The organism is Simplicispira sp. GW247-4R2A (genome assembly GCF_059424465.1).
In genome coordinates, this window is record NZ_JBWKZM010000006.1 from 118,028 (window position 1) to 143,391 (window position 25,364).

At 61.4% G+C, this 25,364-nt stretch carries 20 protein-coding genes and 1 tRNA gene; 12 read left to right on the top strand and 9 right to left on the bottom strand.

The genetic code is table 11. From position 1 onward, the window contains the following. The first annotated feature begins 122 nt into the window (after nt 1-122). From AC07ZH_RS06470 to AC07ZH_RS06480, 3 genes are all read left to right on the top strand, one after another. Nucleotides 123-1,835: a DEAD/DEAH box helicase gene (locus tag AC07ZH_RS06470; protein WP_495199033.1), complete on the top strand. Its 1,713-nt coding sequence runs from the start codon at nt 123-125 to the stop codon at nt 1,833-1,835. A 520-nt stretch (nt 1,836-2,355) separates the two neighbouring features. After that, nucleotides 2,356-3,837 (top strand): M14 family zinc carboxypeptidase, encoded by a 1,482-nt coding sequence (locus AC07ZH_RS06475; protein WP_495199034.1) that lies wholly within the window; start codon nt 2,356-2,358, stop codon nt 3,835-3,837. A 41-nt stretch (nt 3,838-3,878) separates the two neighbouring features. After that, nucleotides 3,879-3,955: transfer RNA gene (locus tag AC07ZH_RS06480), tRNA-Arg, on the top strand. Nucleotides 3,956-4,224: 269 nt separating this feature from the next. Here AC07ZH_RS06480 and AC07ZH_RS06485 read toward each other — a convergent pair. The 6 genes from AC07ZH_RS06485 to AC07ZH_RS06510 all read right to left on the bottom strand — a co-directional run bounded on the left by AC07ZH_RS06485 (nt 4,225) and on the right by AC07ZH_RS06510 (nt 9,997). Continuing rightward, nucleotides 4,225-4,623, bottom strand: coding sequence for a universal stress protein (locus AC07ZH_RS06485; protein ID WP_495199035.1), 399 nt, complete (start codon nt 4,621-4,623; stop codon nt 4,225-4,227). 111 nt (nt 4,624-4,734) lie between these two features. Continuing rightward, the gene (locus tag AC07ZH_RS06490; RefSeq protein WP_119107726.1) at nt 4,735-5,022 is read right to left on the bottom strand and encodes a DUF1330 domain-containing protein; all 288 of its coding nucleotides are present in this window, start codon (nt 5,020-5,022) and stop codon (nt 4,735-4,737) included. 45 nt (nt 5,023-5,067) lie between these two features. Continuing rightward, the gene (locus tag AC07ZH_RS06495) at nt 5,068-5,766 is read right to left on the bottom strand and encodes an ABC transporter ATP-binding protein (protein ID WP_119107727.1); all 699 of its coding nucleotides are present in this window, start codon (nt 5,764-5,766) and stop codon (nt 5,068-5,070) included. Next, entirely contained in the window at nt 5,763-7,598 is a 1,836-nt protein-coding gene (locus tag AC07ZH_RS06500) for a branched-chain amino acid ABC transporter ATP-binding protein/permease (protein WP_495199036.1), read from the bottom strand. The genes AC07ZH_RS06495 and AC07ZH_RS06500 overlap by 4 nt, the downstream gene beginning before the upstream one ends. 15 nt (nt 7,599-7,613) lie before the next feature. Then, complete coding sequence (locus tag AC07ZH_RS06505) at nt 7,614-8,489, bottom strand: branched-chain amino acid ABC transporter permease (RefSeq protein WP_495199037.1); 876 nt, start codon at nt 8,487-8,489, stop codon at nt 7,614-7,616. A 155-nt stretch (nt 8,490-8,644) separates the two neighbouring features. Then, nucleotides 8,645-9,997 (bottom strand): substrate-binding protein, encoded by a 1,353-nt coding sequence (locus tag AC07ZH_RS06510; protein ID WP_495199038.1) that lies wholly within the window; start codon nt 9,995-9,997, stop codon nt 8,645-8,647. A gap of 835 nt (nt 9,998-10,832) precedes the next feature. Between AC07ZH_RS06510 and dusA the strand changes: the two genes are divergently transcribed. Beyond that, on the top strand, nt 10,833-11,855 hold the full coding sequence (gene dusA / locus AC07ZH_RS06515) for a tRNA dihydrouridine(20/20a) synthase DusA (RefSeq protein ID WP_495199039.1): 1,023 nt from the start codon (nt 10,833-10,835) through the stop codon (nt 11,853-11,855). Here dusA and AC07ZH_RS06520 read toward each other — a convergent pair. Further along, a complete protein-coding gene (locus AC07ZH_RS06520) occupies nt 11,843-12,883 on the bottom strand; it encodes a putative bifunctional diguanylate cyclase/phosphodiesterase (protein ID WP_495199040.1) in 1,041 nt (346 codons plus the stop codon). The two genes, dusA and AC07ZH_RS06520, sit on opposite strands and share 13 nt — an antisense overlap. After that, the gene (locus AC07ZH_RS06525; RefSeq protein ID WP_495199041.1) at nt 12,870-14,606 is read right to left on the bottom strand and encodes a CHASE domain-containing protein; all 1,737 of its coding nucleotides are present in this window, start codon (nt 14,604-14,606) and stop codon (nt 12,870-12,872) included. The genes AC07ZH_RS06520 and AC07ZH_RS06525 overlap by 14 nt, the downstream gene beginning before the upstream one ends. A gap of 186 nt (nt 14,607-14,792) precedes the next feature. Between AC07ZH_RS06525 and AC07ZH_RS06530 the strand changes: the two genes are divergently transcribed. The 3 genes from AC07ZH_RS06530 (at nt 14,793) to AC07ZH_RS06540 (ending at nt 18,396) form a co-directional block, all read left to right on the top strand. Then, entirely contained in the window at nt 14,793-15,857 is a 1,065-nt protein-coding gene (locus AC07ZH_RS06530; protein WP_119108519.1) for a GTP pyrophosphokinase, read from the top strand. Between the two features lie 182 nt (nt 15,858-16,039). After that, complete coding sequence (locus tag AC07ZH_RS06535) at nt 16,040-17,710, top strand: polyhydroxyalkanoate depolymerase (protein WP_495199042.1); 1,671 nt, start codon at nt 16,040-16,042, stop codon at nt 17,708-17,710. Nucleotides 17,711-17,712: 2 nt separating this feature from the next. Continuing rightward, on the top strand, nt 17,713-18,396 hold the full coding sequence (locus AC07ZH_RS06540) for an RnfABCDGE type electron transport complex subunit B (RefSeq protein ID WP_495199043.1): 684 nt from the start codon (nt 17,713-17,715) through the stop codon (nt 18,394-18,396). Here AC07ZH_RS06540 and AC07ZH_RS06545 read toward each other — a convergent pair. Then, nucleotides 18,333-19,844, bottom strand: coding sequence for a methyl-accepting chemotaxis protein (locus tag AC07ZH_RS06545; RefSeq protein ID WP_495199044.1), 1,512 nt, complete (start codon nt 19,842-19,844; stop codon nt 18,333-18,335). The genes AC07ZH_RS06540 and AC07ZH_RS06545 overlap by 64 nt on opposite strands. Nucleotides 19,845-19,959: 115 nt before the next feature. On the opposite strand from AC07ZH_RS06545, the gene dapC reads away from it, so the two are divergent. From dapC to prmB, 5 genes are read left to right on the top strand one after another with little or no spacing between them, the layout of a single operon-like run. Beyond that, nucleotides 19,960-21,177, top strand: a complete 1,218-nt coding sequence (gene dapC / locus AC07ZH_RS06550) for a succinyldiaminopimelate transaminase (RefSeq protein WP_119107736.1) — start codon at nt 19,960-19,962, stop codon at nt 21,175-21,177. Next, nucleotides 21,174-21,998: a 2,3,4,5-tetrahydropyridine-2,6-dicarboxylate N-succinyltransferase gene (gene dapD / locus AC07ZH_RS06555; RefSeq protein ID WP_119107737.1), complete on the top strand. Its 825-nt coding sequence runs from the start codon at nt 21,174-21,176 to the stop codon at nt 21,996-21,998. Before dapC ends, dapD begins: the two co-directional genes overlap by 4 nt. A gap of 49 nt (nt 21,999-22,047) precedes the next feature. Beyond that, nucleotides 22,048-23,217, top strand: coding sequence for a PilT/PilU family type 4a pilus ATPase (locus tag AC07ZH_RS06560; protein ID WP_495199045.1), 1,170 nt, complete (start codon nt 22,048-22,050; stop codon nt 23,215-23,217). 8 nt (nt 23,218-23,225) lie between these two features. Then, on the top strand, nt 23,226-24,407 hold the full coding sequence (dapE, locus tag AC07ZH_RS06565) for a succinyl-diaminopimelate desuccinylase (protein WP_495199046.1): 1,182 nt from the start codon (nt 23,226-23,228) through the stop codon (nt 24,405-24,407). Beyond that, nucleotides 24,404-25,330 (top strand): 50S ribosomal protein L3 N(5)-glutamine methyltransferase, encoded by a 927-nt coding sequence (gene prmB, locus AC07ZH_RS06570; protein ID WP_495199047.1) that lies wholly within the window; start codon nt 24,404-24,406, stop codon nt 25,328-25,330. Before dapE ends, prmB begins: the two co-directional genes overlap by 4 nt. Nucleotides 25,331-25,364: the final 34 nt, after the last annotated feature.

A 25,364-nucleotide genomic window follows, 5' to 3' on the forward strand; every position in this document is an offset into this window, starting at 1 on the left:
ACGAAGCAACACCGCTTGCTGGCGCCCACTGTTGAACCTTATCAGCCTAACACTGGCTCGGCACCCATCGCAGGGCGCCTCGACAGGCCGATACCCGGCGCCCGGATGGGCGCATCACTTCAATGACTTTTGACGATCTGAATCTGGCTCCGGCCATCATGAAAGCCGTGCGCGAGCAAGGCTATGAAACCCCCACGCCCATCCAGGCACAGGCCATTCCGGCCGTGCTGGCCGGGCACGATCTGCTCGCTGGCGCGCAGACCGGCACGGGAAAAACGGCCGCTTTTGTGCTGCCGCTGCTCGACCGCCTCTCACGCGAAGAAGCGCCGAAAAGCAAATTCGGCGGCAAAGGTGTGCGTGCCCTGGTGCTGACCCCAACACGCGAGCTTGCCGCACAAGTCGAGGAATCGGTGCGCCAGTACGGCAAACACCTCGATCTGAACTCCACCGTGGTCTTTGGCGGCGTCGGCATGAACCCGCAAATTGACCGCATCAAACGCGGCGTTGACGTACTGGTGGCCACGCCTGGCCGCCTGCTCGACCTGCAGCAGCAAGGGTTTCTTGATCTCTCCACGGTGCAGGTGCTGGTTCTTGATGAAGCCGACCGCATGCTGGACATGGGCTTCATCCACGACGTGAAGAAGATCCTGGCGCTGGTCCCCAAGGACAAGCAAAGCCTGCTGTTTTCGGCAACCTTCAGCGACGAGATCCGCGAACTGGCCGCCACGTTGCTGAAAGATCCGCTGAGCATCCAGGTGACGCCGAGCAACACCACGGTGCAGCGCATCTCGCAGGTGATCCACCCGGTGGGCCGCGGCAAGAAGAAGCAAGTGCTGGTACACATCATCAACGAGCACAACTGGAGCCAGGTGCTGGTGTTCACCCGCACGAAATTCGGCGCCAACAACGTGGCCGAATTTCTCACCAAACATGGCATCAACGCCATGGCGCTGCACGGCAACAAGAGCCAGAGCGCCCGCACCCAGGCACTCGCTGGATTCAAGAGCGGCGACATTCGCGCGCTGGTAGCCACCGATATTGCTGCGCGCGGCATCGATATCGACGATCTGCCGCACGTAGTGAACTATGAAATCCCTAACGTCCCAGAAGACTACGTGCACCGTATCGGCCGCACCGGCCGCGCAGGCGCCAGCGGTGAAGCCGTGAGCCTGGTGTGCATGGACGAGGAAGGCTTCATGATGGAGATCGAGCGCTTCACCAAGCAAACGATTCCCGTGCAGCTCATTGAAGGCTTTGGGCCTGATGAGGGTGAAAAAGCCGAACCCATCGCCATGGGCCGACAGACCATCTGGGGCGGCGCAGGCCGTCCACCCAGCCGCGACGTGATGCAGGCCGCTGCCAAAGCCGCCCGCAGCGAGATGATGGAGCGCATGCGCGCTGGCAAAACCGCGGGCCAGGGTACCCGTGGCGCCCGACCCTCGGGCGGCGAAGGCAATGGCAACAACCCAGGCCGCAGCGGTGGTGGCGGCGGCGGTGGCCGCAATGCGCCTCGCAACGCACCCCGTAGCGCCCCCACAGGCAACGGCGGCGGCCGTCCCAACCCACGTGGCGGCGCCAATCCACCGCGCCATTCGGACGATTGGCAACCCGCCCGCGAGAACGCGCATCTGGGAACCCAAGCGGGGAACAGCATGGCGCCGCCCCGTGTGCCCGGCCACGGAGCAGCCCAGCCCGACCCAATGCGCACCAGCGTTGACAGCATGTCCGCAGGTCGCCGTGGCGGCGGCGGCTACCGCAGCGGTGGCTTCGGCGGCGGTCGCAGCGGCGGCGGTGGTGGACGCAGTGGTGGCGGTGGCCGTCGTGGCGGGTACTGACCGCCAGCTGCAAACTTAAAGAAATTTCATCAAATAAGCTTCTAGCGCTTACTACATAAGCGCTAGAAGCTATTTTTTTCGTAGCATCGATTCCATCCGCGATACTGTCGCAAACAAACACCTGCAGACGGCGTGCGCGCCGACATCCCGCTGCTTGCGGCGGCGTTTACCATTCTGGCTACGCGCCGGCCCACGTTGCCCGGCAAATCCCTGTTCTTTCGCCGATCGCACCATGCATTTGCTTCACCGTTTCCGCAGCACTCGTGTAGCCGCCCCCAGCCGGGCACTGCCTTTGGCCCTGATGCTCACCCTGCTCGCCGGCTGCGGCAGCACCCCACTGCCGCCATGGCCAGTCAAGGCTCCCCTGCCCCCTGTTGAACAGGGTCGCGTGGTCACCCCCACGGCGCCACTTGCCACGCAACCTGCATCGCCTGCAATCGCCTTACCGGTTCCAGCAGCGTGGCCTGAGCAGGCACCGTCGGCAACACCTCCCGTGCCCACATCGGGCGAGCCGAGTGCCGTGACAGCGCATTTTCCTGATCCCATGGTGCGCTACCGCACCCCAGGCCTGGCCGACGGTCGCCGTGCGTTTACCACCAACGCAGAGCTCGCTGATTGGTTGGGGGCGATCGCCTCGGCGCAACAAGGGGCTGGCACCCGAACCGAATTGCTGCACCTCGGCCCTTCACAGCAGGGCGAGCCCATCCTGGGGCTGGTGATCACACGCGCCAATGGCACAACGCCGGACGCCCTTGAGGCGTCGCACCGACCGACTGTGCTGCTCCTGGCCCAGCAGCATGGCGACGAACCCGCCGGCGCGGAGGCCTTGCTGGTACTGGCCCAGGAGTTGGCCGGTGGCTTGCTGGAGCCTTTGCTGGACCGCATCAACGTGGTGCTGGTGCCACGCGCCAATCCGGACGGAGCAGAAACCGGCACCAGCGCAACCGCTTCCGGCGTGGATATGGCCAAAGACCACCTGACCCTGTCCACCCCAGAAGCGCGCGCCATTGCGACGCTGACCCGCGACTACCGGCCGATCCTGGTGCTGGACGCACGCGAATTCCAGGCCGCAGGGGCACTGACCGAGCAATTTGGGGCGGTGCAGAGCGACGACGCGCTCTTGCAGTACGCCACGGCGGCCAATGTTCCAGAATTTCTCAGCAAGGCCGCACGCGAGTGGTACTACGAGCCCATGGCGGCCTCCCTCAACACCGAGCGCCTGCGCAACGACTGGTATTTCGAGCCTGTTGCTGGTGCTGGGCGCGACCGCGTCGCGGGTGGCAGTGTGCTGCCAGAGAGCGTGCGCAATGCCAGTGGACTGAAGGACGCCGTGGGCTTCGTCGTTGCCAGCCGCGGCGTAGGCCTGGGGCGCGAGCATATCCAGCGCCGGGTTCATACCCTGGTCACAGCCATCTCCAGCGCATTGCGCAGCACTGCAGAGCGGTCATCAAATCTGGATCAGGTGCGCAGCTTTGTGGCACGCGATACCCGTGCGCTTGCCTGCCACGGCCAGGTGGTGGTGCAAGCGGTGCCCACGCCAGCGCAACGCGATATCGAGTTGCTGGACGCGCAATCCGGCGTTGAGCGCACGGAACACGTAAGCTGGGACAGCCCTCTGAAGCTTCGCACCACGACTGCACGGCCACGCCCCTGCGGGTACTGGTTGGCAGCACGTGCGGACAATGTCGTGGACAGGCTCAAGCTGCTGGGCGTGCAAGTCATGCGCGTGGCCGAGCCCGGCTCCATACTCGCCGACAGCTACGATCAGACAGGCGCCAGCGCCACAGACCAAGCGCCACAAGTGCAACTGCGACGCAATGCGATCGATGTGCCCGTCGGGAGTTACTACGTGCCCCTGAACCAACCGCTGGCCAACCTTGCCGTAGCTGCACTGGAACCCGACAGCCCAGCGGGCTACATTGCACGCCAGGTGATTGAAGACGTCAGCGAGGTGGCGCGGATCGTCTCCACGCCCTCGCTGGTCTTTGAAGAATCGAACTGAGCCATTTCAAGCCCGGTGTGCCCGCTTAGAATCAAGTTTGACAGCCAGTAGCTCATCCGGATAGAGCAATGTCCTTCTAAGACATGGGTAGGGGGTTCGAGTCCCTCCTGGCTGGCCAATCCACACTCCCCGGCAAAACTGTGGCTCAAGAGATCAGGGGGTCAGGCTCCTCTCGGAACCTGCTTCGGTGCAAGGCACTTTTTCGTGTTTCGCTACGCTGCCAAATCAAACGCCAACACGAAGGCCAAACGCGGACGACGCTGGCCGCCGTCAGTGACAGCCCGCACCGTCTGGCCGCCCTATTGGCAGGTAAAACGTGTCACACCGTTTCACATCTCGCGCGACCTTGACAAATGCTCCTTCGGCGTGAAAAAGAAAATGCTGCCGTCAGACGCCTGCAGCCTTCACGCACAGCACGGGACACGGAACCGTCATCAAGATCTCCTGGGCAACACTGCCCAAAATGAGCTTGCCTACGGCAGTGCGCTTGCGCAGGCCGATGATCAGAATAGAAATATCGCCCATTTCGACGAGGTCGTTGATTTCCTCCACGGCATTCTTGCCACGGACAAACTGCTTGAACTCGCCCTGGATGCCTTGTGCGGCGATCTGCTCCTCGATCTGTTCGACTTCAAACGCGGGTACCAGGGATGCATCCTCCTGCTGACCACCGGGGCCAGCGTTAACGATCAGCATCCGCTCTTGGCGCTCCTTTGAAAGTTCGATGGCCTTGTCGAGTGCGGCCCGGCCTTCGGGGCGTGAAACGTAGGCGACGAGGATGGTCATGTGCGGTATCTCCTTAAATGTTTTGAATGGTGGACCTGCGTAGCTTGTGGCGCAGTCCTTACCCGGATCGGGCAGCGTCAGATCGCACTCAGAATGGTAGCAGCAGCACCCTCAGACTTCGTAGGACACCAGCGTCACATCTGCAGCCTGATGCCGGATCGGAATAAGCGCCTGATAAGCCGCGGAGGAGAACCAGCCTTCTGCCGCGGCCACCGTAGGAAAACGGATCACGACAATGTCCGGATGCGTGCATTCGCCCGCAAGGACTGCCACTTGCGTACCACGAAACACCAATTCACCACTCCATGGCTCCAGCGTCTGTGGCACCCTGGTCCGGTACTCGTCCCACCGATCTGGATCTCTGACGGTGATATGGCCCACCACGTAAGCTGCAGACATAGCAACCAAATAAAGGTTTAGAAAAACAGAGTCGGCAGGCCGCAATTAAACGCCCAGATAGCGCTGCACGATTTCGGGCTGGCCCTTGAGCTCCGCCGCCGTGCTTTCGTGCGCCATATGGCCGTTGTTCAGGATGTAAATGCGGTTGGCCAAAGCCAGCGTGGCCGCCAAGTTCTGCTCGATCAGGAAGATGGTCTGACCTGACTGCGCCAGATCACGGCAAATGCGCATGATGTCCTGCACAATGACTGGCGCCAACCCCTCAAAGGGCTCGTCGAGCAAGATGATCTTTGGATCGCGCACCAATGCTCGGGCAATCGCCAGCATTTGCTGCTCACCGCCTGACAGGTCCGTTCCGCGGCTAAAACACCGCTCCTTGAGCCGCGGGAACATTTCATAAATGCGCTCAAGCGGCCATTTTTTTGGGGCTGTCAGCCCGGCGAGAATGATGTTCTCTTCCACCGTGAGACTGCCGAAAATACGCCGCTCTTCATGGACAAGCTGCATCCCTAACTGTGCAATGGAATGCGCCTTTTTTCCAGCCAACTCCACGCCGTCCATTTTGACGCTGCCAGTGCGGGGCTTGACCACGCCCATTAGGCTCTTGAAAGTGGTGGATTTTCCAGCGCCATTGCGACCCAGTAGCGCCACAACTTCATTCTTTTCTACGCGCAGCGAAACATCGAACAGGATATGGCTGTCGCCGTAGTAGCTGTTGAGACCGTTGACTTCGAGCAGGCTCATACCATCTCCTCGTGAACACCACCCAGATAGGCTTCTTGCACCAGGGGGTTGTTCTTGATTTCCTCAGGCGTGCCCTCGACCAGCACACGCCCCTCCTGTAGCACGGTGACTTTGCCGGCCAGCTCAAACAGGGAATCCATATCGTGGTCGATGACGATCAGCGTACGGCCCTCAGCAATCGCCTTGAGGAGCGCCACGGTTTCGACGCGCTCCTGGGTACTCATGCCGGCCAGCGGCTCGTCGAGCAACAGCAGGCTAGGCGAGGTTGCCAACGCCAGCCCTATCTCAAGGCGGCGCTTTTCGCCATAAGCCAGTTCCGATACCGGTGCATCCAAACGGTCGGACAGGTGCACGAGGGCGGCTGTGCCCTCCACATGGTGATCAAGCTTGCGGACTTTGTGCAGGTTCCTGAACATGTCGAGCTTGAACTTGCCGCGCACCTCACCAAGCACGGCGATCTCTAGGTTCTGGCGCACCGTCAGCTTCTCAAAGAGCTGATTGATCTGGTAGCTCTTGGTCAAGCCCATCTGGCAGGCATCAATGACGCCCATTTTGGTGATGTCACGGCCGTCGAAGACGATCTTGCCTGCCGTAGGCTCGACCTCACAGGTGAGCATTTTGAAGAACGTGCTTTTGCCAGCGCCGTTGGGGCCGATGATGCCGCGTATCTCGCCATGCATGACACTGAAATCGATATCGCTATTGGCCGCCAGGCCACCATAGTGCTTGGTCAGCCCGGTAGCTGACAGCAACACACCGTCCTTGCTCTTCGTGGGCTTGCGTCCAACCTTTGCGTGGCTGGCAGTTCCCGGCGTGCGGCCAGCTACAGGAGCGCCAGATTGCGGCTGAGCTCCTTGCCTGCCTCGACGCATCCAGCGATAGGTGTCCGAAATCGCGCCGGCCAAACCATGCCGCAAAAAAACCACCAGCAGCACAAACACAATGCCGAGTATGAGTCTCCAGGTCGCACCCAAATTCAGCACGGTCTGGAAGAAATCACTCAGATAGAGCCATACTGCCGCGCCCAGCAAAGGGCCAAACAAGGTGCCCGCGCCACCGATGGCCGTCTGCATGACGATCTCGCCCGAGGTGGAGAACATGAACGCGTCTGGCGGCATGAACCCCTGCATCAACGCAAGCAAGCCACCAGCAAAACCCGCGTACATGGCGGCTACCACGAACACCGCCAACTTGTAGCGCTGAATGTTGTGGCCAAGTGCCTGGGCGCGCAAGGGGTTTTCCCGGATAGCCCGCAGCACCAGTCCAAAGGGCGAACGCACGAGGCGCAGTGCGATCATCAGGCCGACGAAATAGCAGAATGCCAGGAACCCATACATCCCCATGTTGCTGCTGAACTCAATGGTCGTAAAACCCAAGCTCAGGTTGGGTGTAGGCACGCCGGGCAAACCATTTTCACCACCCGTGAATGCCGACAATGGGTTGAACTCGATAAAAAAGAACACTTCGGCAATGGCCACCGTGATCATGGCGAAATAGATGCCAGTGCGTCGCAGTGCGATCAGGCCAATGAAGAAGCCGATGACACCCGCCACCACCGTGCCGATCAGCAAGGCAGCAACGGTGTTGTGCATCGAAGTTTGCGTCAGCAGATAGGCGGCGAACATGCCACCACTGCCAAAGAAAGCCGATTGTCCAAACGACAACAACCCGGTGTAGCCAAAGAGCAGGTCGAAGCCTATGCCCACCAAGCCCCACACCAGGATGCGGTTAATGGTGGTCGGGTTGAAACCCAGGTGTGGCAACACGAAGGGTGCGGCCACCAGGCCCAAAATCGTCAGAGCCTCGACCAAGAAAGGAATTTGTCTGCGCATTACTGAAGATCCTGTTTATTCGCGACCTACAGCGCCAAGCAATCCGCGCGGACGGAAGACCAGCACAAGTGTCATCACCACGAAGAGCATCACGTAGGAGTAGGCGGGATTGACCATGGACGTCAAGCTGATCAGCTCGCCGGCCACCAAGCCACCAAGCACAGCTCCAGGGAACGACCCCACCCCTCCAATGACCACGACCACGAAGGTCTGCACCAGAATGGCTTCCCCCACATCTGGCGCGAGAGACACCACCGGCGCATTGACGATACCGGCAAAGCCTGCCGCCATAGCCCCAATGCCGAACACCAGCATGAATATTTTGTAGACGTTGATGCCTAACGAATCGACCATGACCGAATCCTCGATACCGGCGCGCACGATCATGCCGATACGGGTGCGGTACAGCACAAAGTAGAGCGCAAGCAGCGCCACGGTAATGATGCCCAGCAATGCCAGTCGGTAGGTCGGATAGAGCATGAACCCCAGGTTCGTGATACCCATCAGAGGCGCTGGCGGAGGCACGGACTTTGACAAGCTGCCATAGGCAAAGCGCACCAACTCAACAAAAACGATCCCCAGGCCGAATGTGACAAGAAGCTGATCCTCTGCAGGTCTGGTGTAGAAGTGGCGAATGATCAGCCGCTCCATCACGATACCGACAAGCGCTACGAACAGCGAGCCGGCTACTACAGCGACGACGAAGGAGCCGGTGTAGGTAAAAGCCACCCAGCCCGCATACCCCCCCAGCATGAACATCGCGCCATGCGCAAGATTGAGCACGCCCAGCGTGCCATAAATGATCGTCAGACCGGAGGAGATCAGCGCCAGTAGCGCCCCCAACACCAGTCCGTTGAAACATTGCGAGATGAAATTAGCCCAATTAATCACGCTGACCTGCCCTCATCGCAAATGGATTCAAAGATTGAGACAACAGCCACTCACCCCTGAACCAATCAGGAGATCCAAATCCCGCCTTCAGACGGGAAAAATCATGCTGCTGGCGCACCGACAGCGCCTAGGCTGTCGGTGCGCCAGCATTTCTGTCAGGCGTAGTCACCCAGTTTGCAACCGAAGGCGTCCGGCTGCTGGATCACCTTGTCGCCAGCAACGACTTCGATAACCTCCCAGAAATCTTCCGGATTCTTCATGTCTTTCTTGGCCTTGCCACGAACAATGACCACGGGGTGCAGGTACTGGTGGTCCTGCGGCCGGTAGGCAAAATCACCCAGCAATGAAGGGATGACTTCGCCCTTTTCCCACTGCTTGATGACATCGGGCGGATAGAAGCTGCCCGCCTCGGTCACCATGCGAGCCCAGTGGGCGAAGCTCACGTAGGCGTTTTCTGCGCCCCACTCTGGGCGATAGCCGTATTTTTTGGAAAAGGCCTCGACAAACATCTTGGCGAGGGGGTATTTGTCTTCCAGCGTCCACCAGAAGTCGGTCGCCGCAAACACCCCAGCACTGATATCCACCCCGGCTTCCTTGGCAAAGAATGGGATTTGGTAAGGAAGGACCAAGGTCATCTTGGGCAACAGACCGAACTGCTTGGCCTGTTGGCTTGACAGCACGGCATCCCGACCCCAATTGACGTTAATGAGGAAATCGGCGCCAGAATTGGCGATGTTGGTCAGGTATTGGCTGAAATCCTGCGTACCCAACGGGGAAACCTGATTGGTCACCACCGTCCATCCGGCTTCCTTGGTCAGATAATCCGCGACCGATTGGGTCGTGGTATGGCCATAGGTATAGTCAGGCGTCATGAAGGCGGCCTTGCGGTTCTTGCCGAAATTCTTCACCAACACCGGGCCGATCGCGTTGGCCGCCATTTCCCCGAAAAACCCCTGCCGGAACCCGTAACGCACACAATCCTTGCCGGTGGTGTCGTTCGAACCGGAAATTCCTGGCATGTAGAGGATTTTTTCGCGCTGGGCAAACTTGTTCAGCGCCACCGCCACCGCCGACGAGGTGGAGCCAGTCATCAGAACAACCTTGTTGTTGTTGATGAAGGTCTGCTCCGACTGCAGCGCCTGGTTGGGCTTGGCAGCCGAATCCGCAGACACAAGACCCACTTTCTTCCCGAGCACGCCATTGTTCACTTTGGGCGCGAGCTTCTTCATCAGGGGGTGGTTGGTATTCATGTGCTCGACCGCAAGCTCCCAGCCCTTGAGCTCGTCTGCGCCCTGCACCGCATAAGCACCGGTCAAGGGAACAGCCGCCCCCAGATACACCGTATCGCCCTTGGACCCTTCAGGCCACGTACCCATGGCGGGCTTGTCGGCCGCATAGGCCCATTGCACGCCGCCAAAAGTCGTCAACAAAGTGCCCGCACTCAGCTGCAGAGCATCACGACGTGAAATGACAGCCGTCATCTCCTTTTGAGATTTAAAATCTGACATGTGTTTCCTCGTTGATTATTTCAATCCGAATAAACCCAGATTGGACCCGATAGTTTGCAAATATTTGCGGCGATGAAAATCTGCCGACCATCGGGCCACGCCGACATCGATCAAAACCACAAAAACACGCCATTAAAATAATAGCTCGTCGTTTCACATCCGAAACAATACCAATTTAGCACCACAGGAAGCGTCTTGAAAGACTGGAAAACCCTGAAATGAAATCTCCACAAATGCCGTCTTTCGTAAGGCATATGTAAGATATATAATGGCTTGTTGTTTCATATCTGAAACAGCACCAATTTAGCACTACAAGAAACGGCTTCAAAGACTGGAAAACCCTGAAATGGAACCCCCGCAAACGCCAGCGCCCGTCAGGTATATGTAAGATAAAGAATGGCGGCATTGCCAATCAATGCCTGATTCAATAGTTCCGGTCAACGCCAGCAGTCCGCTCGCTTTGCTTCATTCAAACAGATCCGGATGTGTCCAGCATCGCCACTTCATCGGCTTTTTAGATCGTGATCGTCCGGGATGCGACACCTACGTACCGTCGGCATCTGTCCGGCGCAGCGAACGCTTGATCCTGGCTCGCCACCCGATGGAGCCAACCCATGCATTCCGCCGAGCGGGACAGGATGGGATGGCGCACTGCCTTGCACCTGACCGGTGCCTTGGGATGCCCAGCATTACGCCTCGCGACGCCTGATGCAGGACATCCCTTGAAAAAGGATGCTACTGTCGCCGGAATTTTCTGATTGCCCATACTTGAAAGGCCAGCAATCATGCGGCCAGCAAGGCATTTTTATAGCCCCATGGGGATTGCATCTTTACTGTGAACGCCTGCACACCTACCCCTCCGTTTTCGCCCTGGCGCCTCTCCGTTGCACCGATGATGGACTGGACTGACCGCCACTGCCGCTACTTTCACCGGTTGCTCAGCCGCCATGCGCTGCTGTATACCGAAATGGTGAACGCGGGGGCCGTTCTGCACGGTGGCACGGAAAGACATTTGCGGCGCAATGAAGAGGAGGACCCAGTGGCCCTGCAACTGGGTGGATGCGAACCGACAGACCTCGCGCTCGCCGCGCGGCAGGGCGAGGCATGGGGATACCAGGAGATCAACCTCAACTGCGGCTGTCCCAGCGAGCGCGTGCAGCGCGGCGCCTTTGGCGCCAGCCTCATGAAGGAGCCGCAGCTTGTGGCCGATTGCGTCAAGGCCATGCGCGATGCCGTTCAAGTTCCCGTGACGGTCAAGCACCGCGTTGGCATAGGCCGCGATGAAAGCTACGGCTTCGTGCGCGATTTTGTCGGCCAGGTGGCCGATGCGGGTTGCGAAGTCTTCATCGTGCATGCGCGCAACGCCTGGCTGGAGGGGCTCTCGCCCAAGCAAAATCGCGAGATTCCACCACTGCGCTACGAGGTGGTGCACCGGCTCAAGGCCGACTTTCCGGCTCTAACCTTCGCCCTCAACGGCGGCTTGGCGAGTGACGACGCAGTCACCGCACAGCTGGCCGGACTCGATGGCGTGATGATCGGGCGTGAGGCGTACCACAACCCCTGGTGGCTGGCACGCTGGGATGCGCTGTATTTCGGTGCCGCGCCCCAGGCGCTTGAGCGCGAAGCCATTGAGGAGGCCATGGTGGACTACATGGCACGCGAACAAACACGCTACGGTACACCTTGGCCCTCGGTTGCGCGCCATATGCTGGGACTGCGCCACGGCCTGCGCGGTGCACGCCTGTGGCGCCAGGTATGGAGTGACCACCACCTCAAGGAATGGCCAGCGCACGCGGTCATGGTTCGCGCCCGGGCCGCGCAAAACGCCGTGCAGGATCGTGCCGATCAACCCGCCTGAGCCACACGCCGTGCAACCCACCCAGCAAGCGGTTCCGGGCGGCCAAAAAAATACCCCTGGAACACGTCGCAGCGGTTGGCCGCCAGAAAATCTGCCTGTGCCTGCGTTTCGACGCCTTCGGCCACGACGCGCAAACCGAGGTTGCGTGCCATGGCAAGAATGGTCTGCACGATGGCGGTGTCGCTGGGGTCTATGGGTGTGTCCTGCACGAAACTCCGGTCTATCTTGAGTTCATAGAGCGGCATGCGCTTGAGATAGGCCAGGCTCGAGTAACCGGTGCCGAAGTCATCGATGGAAAAGCGCACCCCAAGCGCAACCAGCTCTCCCATGCGCGCGATGGTCTGCTCCATCTGCTCAGCCAGCAGGCTCTCGGTCACTTCCAACACCAGATGGTCGGCACGGGCACCGCTCTGCGCAAGCAAGGATTGAACCCTGGTGACAAAGCCCTCATGGCGAAACTGGCGCTGGCTCACGTTGACCGACAAGGGCACCAGCACACCAGCCGCCTGCAGTTGCGCCAGCGCGGTGCAGGCCTGCTCGACCATCCAGTCACCCATATGCACGATCAGGTCCGATGCCTCGGCCACAGGGATGAATTCGACAGGTGAAATGGCGCCGCGCTGCGGATGCTGCCAGCGCATCAGCAACTCGGCACCGACCACCGCACCACCCAGTTCCACCTGGGGCTGTACAAAGGCGCTGAGCTGGGCGGTGGCAAAACCCACTTTCAAATCCTGCTCCAGCGCCAAACGCCGCTGCACGTCCGCCTGCATGGCAGCTTCAAAGAAGCAAATGCGGTTGCGTCCCAGATCTTTCGCCCGGTACATGGCGGTATCGGCTTCACGTAAAAGATCTTCCACGGCTTCGCCTTGTTTGGGAAACAGGGTCAGGCCAATGCTGACGCTGCTTGCAAAGCCGTATCCGCCAATGCTGAACGGAGCATCCAGAGCTCCGCGCAGGCTCTCTGCAAGCCGCAACGCCAGCAGGCTTGCCGTATCGAGCTGGTCTGACAAATCAATGGCCAGCACCACAAATTCGTCCCCCCCCAATATGGGCCACAGTGTCGGTAGCAGGCACGGCCTGTGTCAAACGCTGCGCGACCTGCACCAGCAAGGCATCGCCAGCAGAATGTCCATGCGCGTCGTTGATATGCTTGAAATGGTCCAGATCCAAAAACATCAGAGCACCCACGCGGCCCGCATGCGTTGCGGCGCTCAGCGCCTGAGCCAGTCGATCGAGCAACATCCTGCGATTGGGCATTCCCGTAAGCGAATCGAAATACGCCAGACGGTACGTTCGTTCTGCTGCCTGCTTGCGCTCGGATATATCCCTCAGCAGTGCAATGAAGTGCGTCTCTGTGCCCAGTCCCGCGCCATGTTTGCGCGCCACCGACAGCTCAAACCAGCGGCTCTGACCGTCCACCATGAGCTGCAATTCATGCCCGGACGAATAGCCGCGCGCAGTTGCAGTCTCCAAGGCCGCGCGGCAACCGAATGCCGTTTTGCTCGAGGCCGCGTCAAGCAGGCTTTTGCCCAGCAGTTGCACTGCCTGAGCATGCAGCGCAGACCCAGGGGCATTGTGGCAATGCAGCACGCATCCCTGTGCATCGAGTTCGAACATCCAGTCCGGCGTAGCGTCCAGCGTGGCCTGCAAATCGTCACGCGTCTGGCGCAACTCCCGTGTCATGCGTTCGGCCAGCGCCACGGCGTGATCGCGCCGAGTGGACAGGAACCAGGTAAACCACCCCACCGTCAGGCTCAGTACCGTGGCCAATAGCGCGACCAGGTTGCGCTCGCCCGAGTCAAATCGCTTGGCAATAATCGGCAGGGGCTGAGCCGCCACGGTCCAGGTACGCCCCGCCACCGGCAACGAACGCACGGATTGCCGCTTTAGCGGAGCACCTGTCACGAACCCTGGCGCTTGGTAGATAAGGGAGGCCGGTTGATTCATCGGCCCGTCGAAGATTGCGATGGCAACCTCATCGCCAACCAGTTGTCCTATGCCTTCGACAAAGTCCTTGATGCGAAACGGGCCCGAGACCCATCCCGTCAATGCAGCCCTTCGCTCTTCAACCGACCCAAGTGGCTGGCCAGCAGCGTACATCGGCAGGTACATGACCGCGCTGCGGTCGGTACGCAGGCCTACATCTTGGCGCAAAAGCAAGCTGCGGGTCATGGCGGGAAGACCCGAGTCACGCGCCTGGTTCTGCGCCTCCAGTGCTTCAGGCACGGTCGCGGTATCCACACCGATCACGCGCAGGTTGTCTTCCGATTGCGGTTCGATCAGCGTCAACGGACGGTACTCATCGCGACCAGCCGGAGCTCGCAGTCGATAGTCCAGAACACCAATGGCACGCATACGCGATACATGGGCTGCGGCCTCCCCGCCCGTGACGCGCACGATGTAGGCCACTGCCTGCAGGCCAGGCAAAACATGCTGCAGCTTGAGCTGGGAAACATAAGCGTGGAATTCCATACGGTCAATGGATTCAGACGCCTCGTAGTACCCCTTTAGTCCACGCAGCACAATCTCGTGAGCTGCCACACGGTCCTCAAGCGCATCCACAATGCGCTCCAGTGCCCTGCTGTACGCCGCATTTCGCTTGGCCTCGACCTGCCGGCCTTCGCCCGACCAGTACAGCGCAGTGGCCAGCAGCAAGACAAGGCTGATCACCGGCCCCATCAGGGTCGGCAGGCGCCAATGGCCTTGTTGGGTCCGAAAGCGTCGAAAGAAGAAATGCGGCGCAAACATGCAAGGGCAAGTCAATGCACCCGAAAGAGGTGCCGTGGTGCATTATTGATGCAGTTGCCGGCACTGGGTGCGCGGCCGGGTCAATATCGCCATCGCAGTGCAGACACGACTGGCGTTGCAAGCGAACCCGTCTGGCTGCGCGCGAATGCCAAACCAGCCACAATGCCCCTCCTTCGCAACGACACCATGCCCACATCCGAATTTGAACGCGAGCGAGCACGATTCCTCGAATTTCATACGCTGCATGCTGCGCAGTGGCACGCTGCAGCGGCCGCCTATGCAACGCAGCTGCAGGGCATCCTGGCGGGGCCAGTTCCTGGATGCAAGGTGGACTGGCGCATCAAGGACCCGCACGAGGCACTACGCAAGTTCTCGCGCAAGTACCGCGCGAGCCTGGAAGAAAGTGGAACTCCTTACGAAATTAGCCACTACCTGAGCGACATGATCGGCCTGCGCGTGGTCTGCCTGTACGAAGACGAACTGGAGAAGGTGGCCACCACCGTGCGGGGCCATTTTGAAGTGATCGACATGACCGATAAGGTCAGCGCGGTCGAGGCTACGGAAGCGTCTTTCGGCTACAAAGGCCTGCACTTAGACCTGCGCCCGATACCCACACACGCAGCGGACGCGGTAACCGGGCCCAGGGATGCCTTTGAATTGCAAATCCGCACCGTCATACAAGACTCCTGGGCCATCCTGGACCACAAGATCAAGTACAAGAAAGCCATTCCCAGTCCGCTCAAGCGCCGTATCAATGTGCTGGCAGCCCTGTTTGAACTGGCTGATCGGGAATTCAGGCAAATCCGCGACGAGACCGAGCTCGAATTGCGCGCAGCGCCAGACGAGAGCGAGGACGAGCGCCCAAGCGATGCCCCTGCCACACAGCGCGATGTTGCCAACAGCCAACTCAATGCTTTCACATTCCTGAAGATTGCGACGCACTTCTTCAAGGATTTCGAGTTCGAGCCGCACAAGGTCGATGGCTTCGTGGAAGACATCCACGGCTGGGCTCCGGATATCAACCGCGCACGTTTCAATCACCTGGTGCGCAGCCACATCGGAACCGTCAAACGCTACCGGCTGTTCCTGGAGGAGAAGGATGGCGGGGGGTCGTTCAACCCCTACACCGTGATGCGCCATTGCCTGTACCTTGGTAACAAACAGGTCTTCACTGCAGCCTTGCGCAAGGTGGCCAGAACAAGATTTGATACCTGGCTTCAGTCAAATGCAGGGCGAGATAAAAATCAATAAAATGGGCCAGACCGCTTATCTATATTGAATTGTTGGCTCTCTTTAAGATAGCTATCTTTGGCAAATTCTCCCATTACAGGTCTGCACGCTGTCCCTCACGCGACTTCTTATGCGTACTAGTACGGGGCTGCAGTCGTAACAGATCGCTGCTATATTGCACTGCAACATAAACGGATTCGCCCATGCTCTACCAGATTTACGAAACCCAGCGCTCGTTCATGGAGCCGTTTGCCGACTTCGCCCTCGCCGCGTCCAAGCTCTACAGCAACCCGGTACTGCCTTTTCAGAAATCGGCACTCGCACAGCGCATGTCTGCGGGTTACGACTTGTTGTACCGCCTCTACAAGGACTACGAAAAGCCCGCGTTCAACCTCAACACCGTACAGGTCGATGGCGTAGAAATTGCCGTTCACGAGCGTATAGAGATCGACAAGCCTTTTTGCGAATTGCGCCGCTTCAAACGCTTTTCGGACGACTCGGCCACGCTGACCAAGCTCAAAAACCAGCCCGCAGTGCTCATTGTCGCCCCCCTCTCCGGCCACTACGCCACGCTCTTGCGCGACACGGTGCGCACCATGCTGCAGGGGCATAAGGTGTACATCACCGACTGGAAGAACGCCCGGCTGGTGCCGCTTTCGGAAGGCGCTTTCCATCTGGACGATTACGTCAACTACGTGGAAGACTTCATTCGCCACCTGCAAGGCAAATACGGCAACTGCCACGTCATGAGCGTCTGCCAGCCCACGGTGCCCGTCCTCGCAGCCGTCTCGCTGATGGCCAGCCGGGGTGAACAGGTGCCGCTGTCCATGACCATGATGGGCGGCCCCATCGATGCGCGCAAATCCCCTACCAGTGTGAACGATTTGGCGGTCAAGCGCGGTTACGAGTGGTTTGAAAGCAATGTCATCTACCGAGTCCCCGACAGTTTTCCGGGCAAAGGCCGGCGCGTGTACCCTGGCTTCCTGCAGCACACGGGCTTTGTCGCCATGAACCCCGACCGCCATGCGGGCAACCACTACGACTACTTCAAGAACCTCATCAAAGGCGACGACGCCAGCGCCGATGCACACCGCGCCTTCTACGACGAGTACAACGCCGTGCTCGACATGGACGCGGATTACTATCTGGAAACCATTGCGACCGTGTTCCAGAAGTACGAGTTGGTGAACGGCACCTGGGATGTGCGCGCACCCGATGGCAGCCTTGAGCGCGTGCGCCCCCAAGACATCAAACACTCTGCTTTGCTGACCGTGGAAGGCGAGCTGGACGACATCTCCGGCTCAGGCCAGACCCGTGCCGCGCACGCGTTGTGCAGCGGCCTTCCGGCCAAGGAGGAGCGGCACCTCGAAGTCAAGGGCGCAGGGCACTACGGCATCTTCAGCGGCCGACGTTGGCGCGAGACGGTCTACCCTCAGGTGCGCAACTTCATTGCCGAGCACCAGCTCGGGGTGTCCAGCGCCCCTGTGCCTGCGCCTGAAGCACCCAAAGTGGCCGTGACCCAAGCCGCAACTGCCAAGAAAGCCGTCGCAGTGGCGCCAGCACTTGCACCGCGCAAACCTGCCAGCAAGCGGGGGGTCGCATCTGCCGCTACCCGTGCGACGGCCAGCAAGAAGGCCACCGCAGCCGTCGCTTCTGAGCCAGCCCAGGCTCTTCCTTTGCCAGTAAAACCTGCACGCACCACTGCCGTGGCGCCGACGCTTGCCACACGCTGGGTAGACCCGGCACCCGCCGAACGCCCTACCGGCGCGGCCGCTCCTGCACCAGAGCCAGAGGTCGACGCGAAAGCCACGGTCGTGACGGACGCACCGCCATCGTCTGAAACGCCCAAGCCGGCATCGCGCAAGAAGGTCTGACCATGCCTGTGCCGCCAGCGCCAGGCGGCCTGGCGGCGCGCATTGCCGTCGCCTTGCCACAAACGCAGTGCACCCGCTGCGGGTTTCCGGATTGCCAAGCCTATGCGCAGGCAATCGCTGACGGAGCTGCCGGCATTGATCAGTGCCCACCCGGCGGTGCCGACGGCGTGGCGCGGCTTTCCGCCATCACTGGCAGGCCGGTGATTCCCCTTAACGCAGACCACGGCGAGGAAGCGCCGCGCAGCATCGCCGTCATCGACGAAGCCTGGTGCATAGGCTGCACGCTGTGCCTGGATGCCTGTCCTACCGATGCCATCGTCGGCGCCAGTAAACGCATGCACACGGTCATCGAGGAACACTGCACCGGCTGCGCGTTGTGCCTGCCGGTGTGCCCCATCGACTGCATCGCCATGGTCAACGCCAGTGGCGCGGCCACAGGGTGGCAAGCGTGGTCAAGCGTGCAGGCAGACCATGCCAAACAACGCTACGAAGCGCGGCAGGCGCGCCTTGCGCATGACGACCACACGGCAGCCGTTCAGCAGCCACCGGCTACCGGCCCAAGCAGCAGGCAAACAGTGATTGAAGCCGCGTTGGCACGCGCCAGGGCGCGCACCCGAACGCATCAGGACACCAGCGACTTGTACACGCCGCAGCCCACGTACAGCTCGCCCACCAAGCACACATAGGACATCTTGGTCTGCACCTTGCCGGTGATCGGGTTGGCAATGTCGTATTCCACCCAGCCCGGCGAGCGCTCCGCCTGCGCCAAGATATCGGCCACCAACTGGTCGCCGGCAATTCCTGGGATGTCACGCACCAAAGTGCCCACTTTCGCGGGGTTGCCGCCAAACGCCAGGTACGTGCCGAGACGGTCCAGCGCAAATACATACATGTCGCGGTCGTGCCAAGGTTGGCTCGGATCGGTCAGGGTACGCAGGAACTGTTCTCGCGAAAGACCACGGTTGTACAGCCCCACGGCGCCTTCCACCAGCGCCCGCGCTTCCTGCGCCGTGCCTTGCTGGAGCTGAAACGAGGCCACCGCGCTCGAGAGCGTTGCCGCGCGCTCCCCGAGGGCAACGGACTGCTCCACTGCGTGCTCGACCATTTGGGCATTTTGCTGCGTGATCTGGTCCAACTGGCGCACTGCCGCGGTGATTTCCGAGAGACCAGTGCTCTGCTCGGCACCCGTTGTGGCGATTTCGGACATGGTGAGCGCCACCGAGCGTATGCCCGACGCCATTCCCACGATGGTCTCGCCAGCTTTTCGAATCAGGCCCGCGCTCTCTTCCACCTGCTGCACCGAAGCGCCAATGAGCTGGCGAATTTCGCGCGCCGCATCGCCAGATCGACCCGCCAGCATGCGCACCTCCGACGCCACCACGGCAAAGCCTCGGCCCTGCTCACCTGCCCGTGCTGCCTCGACAGCAGCGTTGAGCGCAAGGATGTTGGTCTGAAAGGCGATGCCGTCAATGACACCGATAATTTCATTCATGCGCCGTGCGCCCTGCTGGATCGCCTCCACAGAGGCAACGGCGCGCGCCATGGCTTCGGCCCCTTGAGCCGCCGACTGGCTCACCTGGCTGGCGCGTGCGTCAGCGCCTTGTGCGGTGTGCGCATTGTTCTGCACCGTGCCCGAAAGCTGCTCTACGCTGGCTGCCGTCTCTTCCAGGCTGGCCGCTTGCTGCTCGGTGCGATCGGCAAGGGCACGGTTGTCGCTTGCCAGCTGATCGCCGGCATGTGAGACCAGCGCGGCATTGCTGCGCACATCGGCCACCATGGACGAAAGGGTCACCACCATGGCGTCGAGCATGGCGGCCAACCGGACGAGCTCGCCTTTGCCTTGCAGACCGGTGCGTGCCCGCAGGTCACCGCGCATGGCCTGGCCCATGGCACCTGTCAGCGCTGCAATGTCTGACGAAACCCCTGTCGCAGCGGCAGCGGCGGCATAGGCGACGAGCGCGGCAATTGCCGCAGCAATTCCCCATAACCAGCTCGCCTCCGCGCCTGAACTGGCAAAAGCCGCGAGCCCAAGCAAACCCAGGATGGCAAGGGCTGCCACGGCAAGCATTTGCTGCGCGACGCCCAGGCGTTCGAGCAACCAGCGGCCCGGCCGCAGGATCAACGATGCAGACATCTCGGTCTCTTTCTTTTTGTTACCCTCGGATTACACCCTTTCTGAGTGTAGACCCGCGAAGTTTCCAATTGCTTACGGCACCACTGCAGCCGGAGCCTTCACCGATAATGCCCTGATGAATCCCTTGCTCAATCGGCTCCAACCCTACCCTTTTGAGCGCCTGCGCCAGCTTTTTTCCGAGGTGGTCCCTCCCGGGCATCTGCCCGCCATCAGTCTGGGTATGGGTGAGCCCCGCCACGCAACACCGGCTTTCGTCACCCAAGCGCTCGTGGCCGGCCTCGGCGGCCTGTCCAGTTACCCGGCCACGGCAGGCGAGCCGAGGCTGCGCGAAGCATTCACAGGCTGGCTGGCGCGCCGCTACGGCTTGCAGCTGAACCCGGCCACGCAGGTACTCCCTGTCAACGGCTCGCGCGAGGCGCTGTTTGCCTTTGCGCAGACGGTGGTTGACGCTTCGCGGGCAAGCCCCGTGGTCGTCTGCCCCAATCCGTTCTACCAAATCTACGAAGGCGCCGCCCTGCTGGCAGGTGCAACGCCCTGGTACGCCCCCAGCGACCCAGCGCGCAATTTCGCGGTGGATTGGGACAGCGTGCCAGATGAGGTCTGGCAGCGCACGCAGCTCCTGTACGTCTGCTCACCAGGCAACCCCACGGGAGCCGTCATGCCGCTGGCCGAGTGGGAGAAGCTGTTTGCGCTCTCGGACCGGCATGGCTTCGTCATCGCCTCGGACGAGTGCTACAGCGAAATCTATTTTCGCGATACGCCGCCACTGGGTGGTCTGGAAGCGGCGGCACGGCTGGGGCGGACTGATTTTCGCAACCTCATGGCCTTCACCAGCCTGTCCAAACGCAGCAACGTGCCCGGCCTGCGCAGCGGCTTTGTTGCAGGCGATGCCGCGCTTGTGAAATCCTTCCTGCTCTACCGCACCTACCACGGCGGCGCCATGTCGCCGCCGGTGCAGGCCGCCAGCATTGCCGCCTGGGGCGACGAGGCCCATGTCATCGAGAACCGGGCCCTCTACCGGGCCAAGTTCGCCGCCGTGACCCCGCTGCTCGCGCCAGTGCTTGACGTTGCCTTGCCAGACGCCGGCTTCTACCTCTGGGCGCGCATTCCCGATGCCCTGGGCCTGTCGGACGAGGCGTTCGCACGCGCGCTGCTGGCTCAATACAATGTGACAGTGCTTCCCGGCAGCTACCTCGCGCGCGAAGCGCAGGGCGCCAATCCGGGTGCGCAGCGCATCCGCATGGCCCTGGTCGCCGAAACGGCGGAATGCGTGGAGGCCGCGCAGCGCATCGTGCAATTCATCCAATCGTTACCCTTGCAAAAGACCTCATGACACAGCAACTCCAGAGACTTATCGACACCGCGTGGGACGACCGCGCCAGCCTCTCGCCGGCCAACGCACCCAAGGAGATCGTGGATGCCGTCGAGCACGTGATTGCCGAACTCAACATCGGCAAGCTGCGGGTTGCGACGCGTGAGGCCGTTGGCCAGTGGACGGTGCACCAGTGGATCAAGAAGGCGGTGCTGCTCTCCTTCCGCCTCAAGGACAACGAAATCATGAAGGCCGGCGATCTCGCCTTCTTCGACAAGGTGCCAACGAAATTCTCGCACCTCTCGCCGCAGGAGATGGCGGCCACCGGCGTGCGCGTGGTGCCGCCCGCCGTGGCGCGGCGCGGCAGCTTCATCGCCAAGGGTGCCATCCTGATGCCGTCGTACGTGAACATCGGCGCCTACGTCGATGAAGGCACCATGGTCGACACCTGGGCCACCGTCGGCAGTTGCGCGCAGGTTGGCAAGAACGTGCACCTCTCGGGCGGCGTGGGCCTGGGTGGCGTGCTCGAACCGCTGCAGGCGAACCCCACCATCATCGAAGACAACTGCTTCATCGGCGCACGCTCCGAAGTCGTCGAAGGCGTGATCGTCGAAGAAAACTCCGTCATCAGCATGGGGGTTTACCTCGGCCAGAGCACCCCCATCTACGACCGCGCCACGGGCGAGGTGAGCTATGGCCGCATCCCCGCTGGCTCGGTCGTCATCAGCGGCAGCCTGCCCAAGGAAGGTGGCAAGTACAGCATGTACGCGGCCATCATCGTGAAGAAGGTGGACGCCAAGACCCGCTCGACCACCAGCCTGAACGACCTGCTGCGCGACTGAAGAACAACACTGGCGCAGGTCCGCACGACACCACCCGAGGGAGTACACCATGAGCACGATGGAGCGAATCCTGCGCCTGATGGCCGAGAAAAAGGCATCCGACGTCTATCTTTCGGCCAACGCACCGGCACTGATCAAGATCAATGGCGAATGCGTGCCGATCAACAACCAGATCCTGCCGCCTGAAGCACCGCGCAACCTGCTGTCCGAAATCGTCCCACCCGACCGCATTGAGGAGCTGGAGGAAACCGGTGAGCTCAACATGGGCGTGCCGCTCTCGGGTGTCGGGCGCTTTCGCGTCAGCGGCATGCGCCAGCGCGGCAGCTACGCGGTGGTCATCCGCTTTATCAGCCAGCAGATTCCCGAACTCGAATCGCTCAGCCTTCCTGCGATCCTGGGTGATCTGATCCTGGAGAAACGCGGCCTGATTCTGGTGGTGGGCGCGACCGGTTCGGGCAAGAGCACCACGCTTGCCGCCATGATCGACCGGCGCAACAACCTGCAGACCGGCCACATCCTGACCATTGAAGACCCGGTCGAGTACCAGTTCCGGAACAAGAAATCCATCGTCAACCAGCGCGAGGTGGGCTCGGACACACAGTCGCTGCAAGTGGCCTTGAAGAACGCGCTGCGCCAGGCGCCCGACGTGATCCTGATCGGTGAAATCCGCGACCGCGAAACCATGTCGGCGGCCATTGCCTATGCGCAGTCGGGCCACCTTTGCCTGGCAACGCTGCACGCCAACAACAGCTACCAGGCGCTCAACCGCATCCTCAGTTTTTACCCTGTGGAAGTGCGCGAAACCATGCTCGGCGACCTGGCGGCGGCCCTGCGTTCCATCATTTCGCAGCGCCTGGTGCGCACCACGAGCGGCGAACGCGTGCCGGCTGCTGAAGTCATGCTCAACACCAAACTCGTGGCCGAACTGATTGAGGGCGGCGATTTTTCTGGCGTCCGGGAGGCCATGGAAAAATCCATGGCCGAAGGCTCCCAAACGTTTGAGGAAGACCTGGCGCGCCTCATCCTCGAAAACCGCATCGACCGCAAGGAGGGGCTGGCCTACGCCGACTCCCCCACCAACCTCATGTGGCGCCTGCAAAACGACTTTTCGCTCGCCTCCAAAGCGGCGCAGGCCAACAAGCAAGCCAGCGAGGCGCAGGCCCAGGACGAAGCTCCGTCGTTCACCGAAATCGTGCTCGATGTCAGGGGCGGTGATTGACGCATTCCATGTCCCCCACCCTCACACTGGCCGAACAACTGATTGCTCGCCCCTCCGTCACCCCCGACGACGCGGGCTGCCTGGCGCTGCTCACAGCGCGCTTGGCGCCGCTGGGCTTTGCCTGCGAAGCCATGGACAGCGGCCCGGAGAGCTTCCGGGTGCAGAATTTATGGTCAAAACGGCCTTCAGCGCATGATGGTAAAGGGCTTGCAGCTAGCAAAACGATAGTTTTTGCCGGCCATACCGACGTCGTCCCCACAGGCCCCGTGGCGCAATGGAGCAGCGACCCCTTCGTGCCCATGCAGCGTGACGGCAAGCTTTATGGGCGCGGCGCAAGCGACATGAAAACGTCGATTGCGGCGTTTGTCGTCGCGGTGGAAGAGTTTTTGGCCGCCACGCCGGCGCCGCATATCAGCATCGCCTTGCTGCTCACCAGCGACGAGGAAGGCCCATCCGTGGACGGCACCAAGGTGGTGGTCGAGCGGCTGCGCGCACGCGGCGAGCCAATCGACTGGTGCATCGTCGGCGAGCCCACCTCGGTGGCGTGCACCGGCGACATGATCAAGAACGGCCGCCGCGGCACGCTCAGCGGCAAGCTGGTCGTGCGCGGCATTCAGGGCCACATTGCCTACCCACATCTGGCGCGCAACCCCATCCACCAGGCGGTTCCGGCGCTGGCCGAACTCGCCGCCATGCGCTGGGACGGTGGCAACGCCTTCTTCCCGCCTACCAGTTGGCAGATGAGCAACATCCACGGCGGCACGGGCGCGAGCAACATCATTCCCGGCGAGGTGGTGGTCGATTTCAACTTCCGCTTCTGCACCGAATCAAGCGCCGAGAGCCTCAAGCAGCGCGTGCACGCCGTGCTCGACCGCCATGAACTCGAATACGAGCTGCAATGGACGCTGGGCGGCCAGCCCTTCCTGACCACGCCCGGCGAACTGGTGGACGCGGTGCAGCGGGCGATTGCCGACGAGACGGGCCTCGCCACCGAACTCTCCACCACCGGCGGCACCAGCGACGGGCGCTTCATCGCCACGCTGTGCCCGCAGGTGGTCGAGGTCGGGCCACCAAACGCCAGCATCCACAAGATCGACGAACACATTGCCCTCGCCGACGTCGAACCGCTCAAGAACATCTACCGCCGCACGCTGGAGCACTTGAACACGCTGGCGGCTGCCCAGCCATGAACGTGCCAACTCTGCCGTCACTGGCTGGCGCCACGCTGGGCGCGTTGGTCGATTCGGGCGCCGCCTTGCTGCAAGCAGCCGGCGTCTCCTTTGGCCACGGCACCACCAACGCCCACGACGAGGCCGCCTGGCTGGTGCTCTGGCGCTTGGGTCTGCCGCTCGATACGGCCTTGGGAGATGAACCAGATTCCAAGCAAAATAGGCCTGTAACGCAGGCGGAGCTTGCGCAAGCGGCTACACTTTTTAAAGCACGCATCACCAGCCGCAAGCCCGCCGCCTACCTGACGCAGGAAGCCTGGCTACAGGGCGTGCCGTTCTATGTGGACGAGCGCAGCATCGTTCCGCGCAGCCTGATCGCCGAGCTGATTGCCGACGGCAGCATCGATCCGTTCCTGAGCGACACCACCCACGCCGTGCTTGACCTGTGCACCGGCAACGGCAGCCTGGCCGTGCTCGCCGCCATGGCCTGGCCCGACGTCACCCTCACTGGCGCCGACATTTCCGCCGACGCACTGGCCGTGGCCCGCATCAACGTGGACCGGCACGGCCTGGCCGATCGCATTGCACTGCTGCAGTCGGACGGCCTGGATGCGCTGCCTGGCCCCTGGGACCTGGTCCTCTGCAACCCGCCCTACGTGAATGCACAGAGCATGCAGGCGCTGCCCGCTGAGTACCGCGCCGAACCTGCACTGGCCCTGGCGGGCGGGGCCGATGGCATGGATTTCATTCGCCGCCTGCTGCGCGAGCTGCCCGACAAACTTACCGAAGACGGCGTGCTGCTGCTAGAAATCGGCAACGAGCGCGCGCACTTCGAAGCTGCCTTTCCCCATCTGCCGGTGTACTGGCTGGACACCAGCGCGGGCGCCGACCAGGTACTGCTCATCACCCAGGCCGCGCTGCGCGGCGGCGCAGGCCTGCGTTAGCGACCCCAGCCCCCCTGTCTCAGCCCAGCATCGC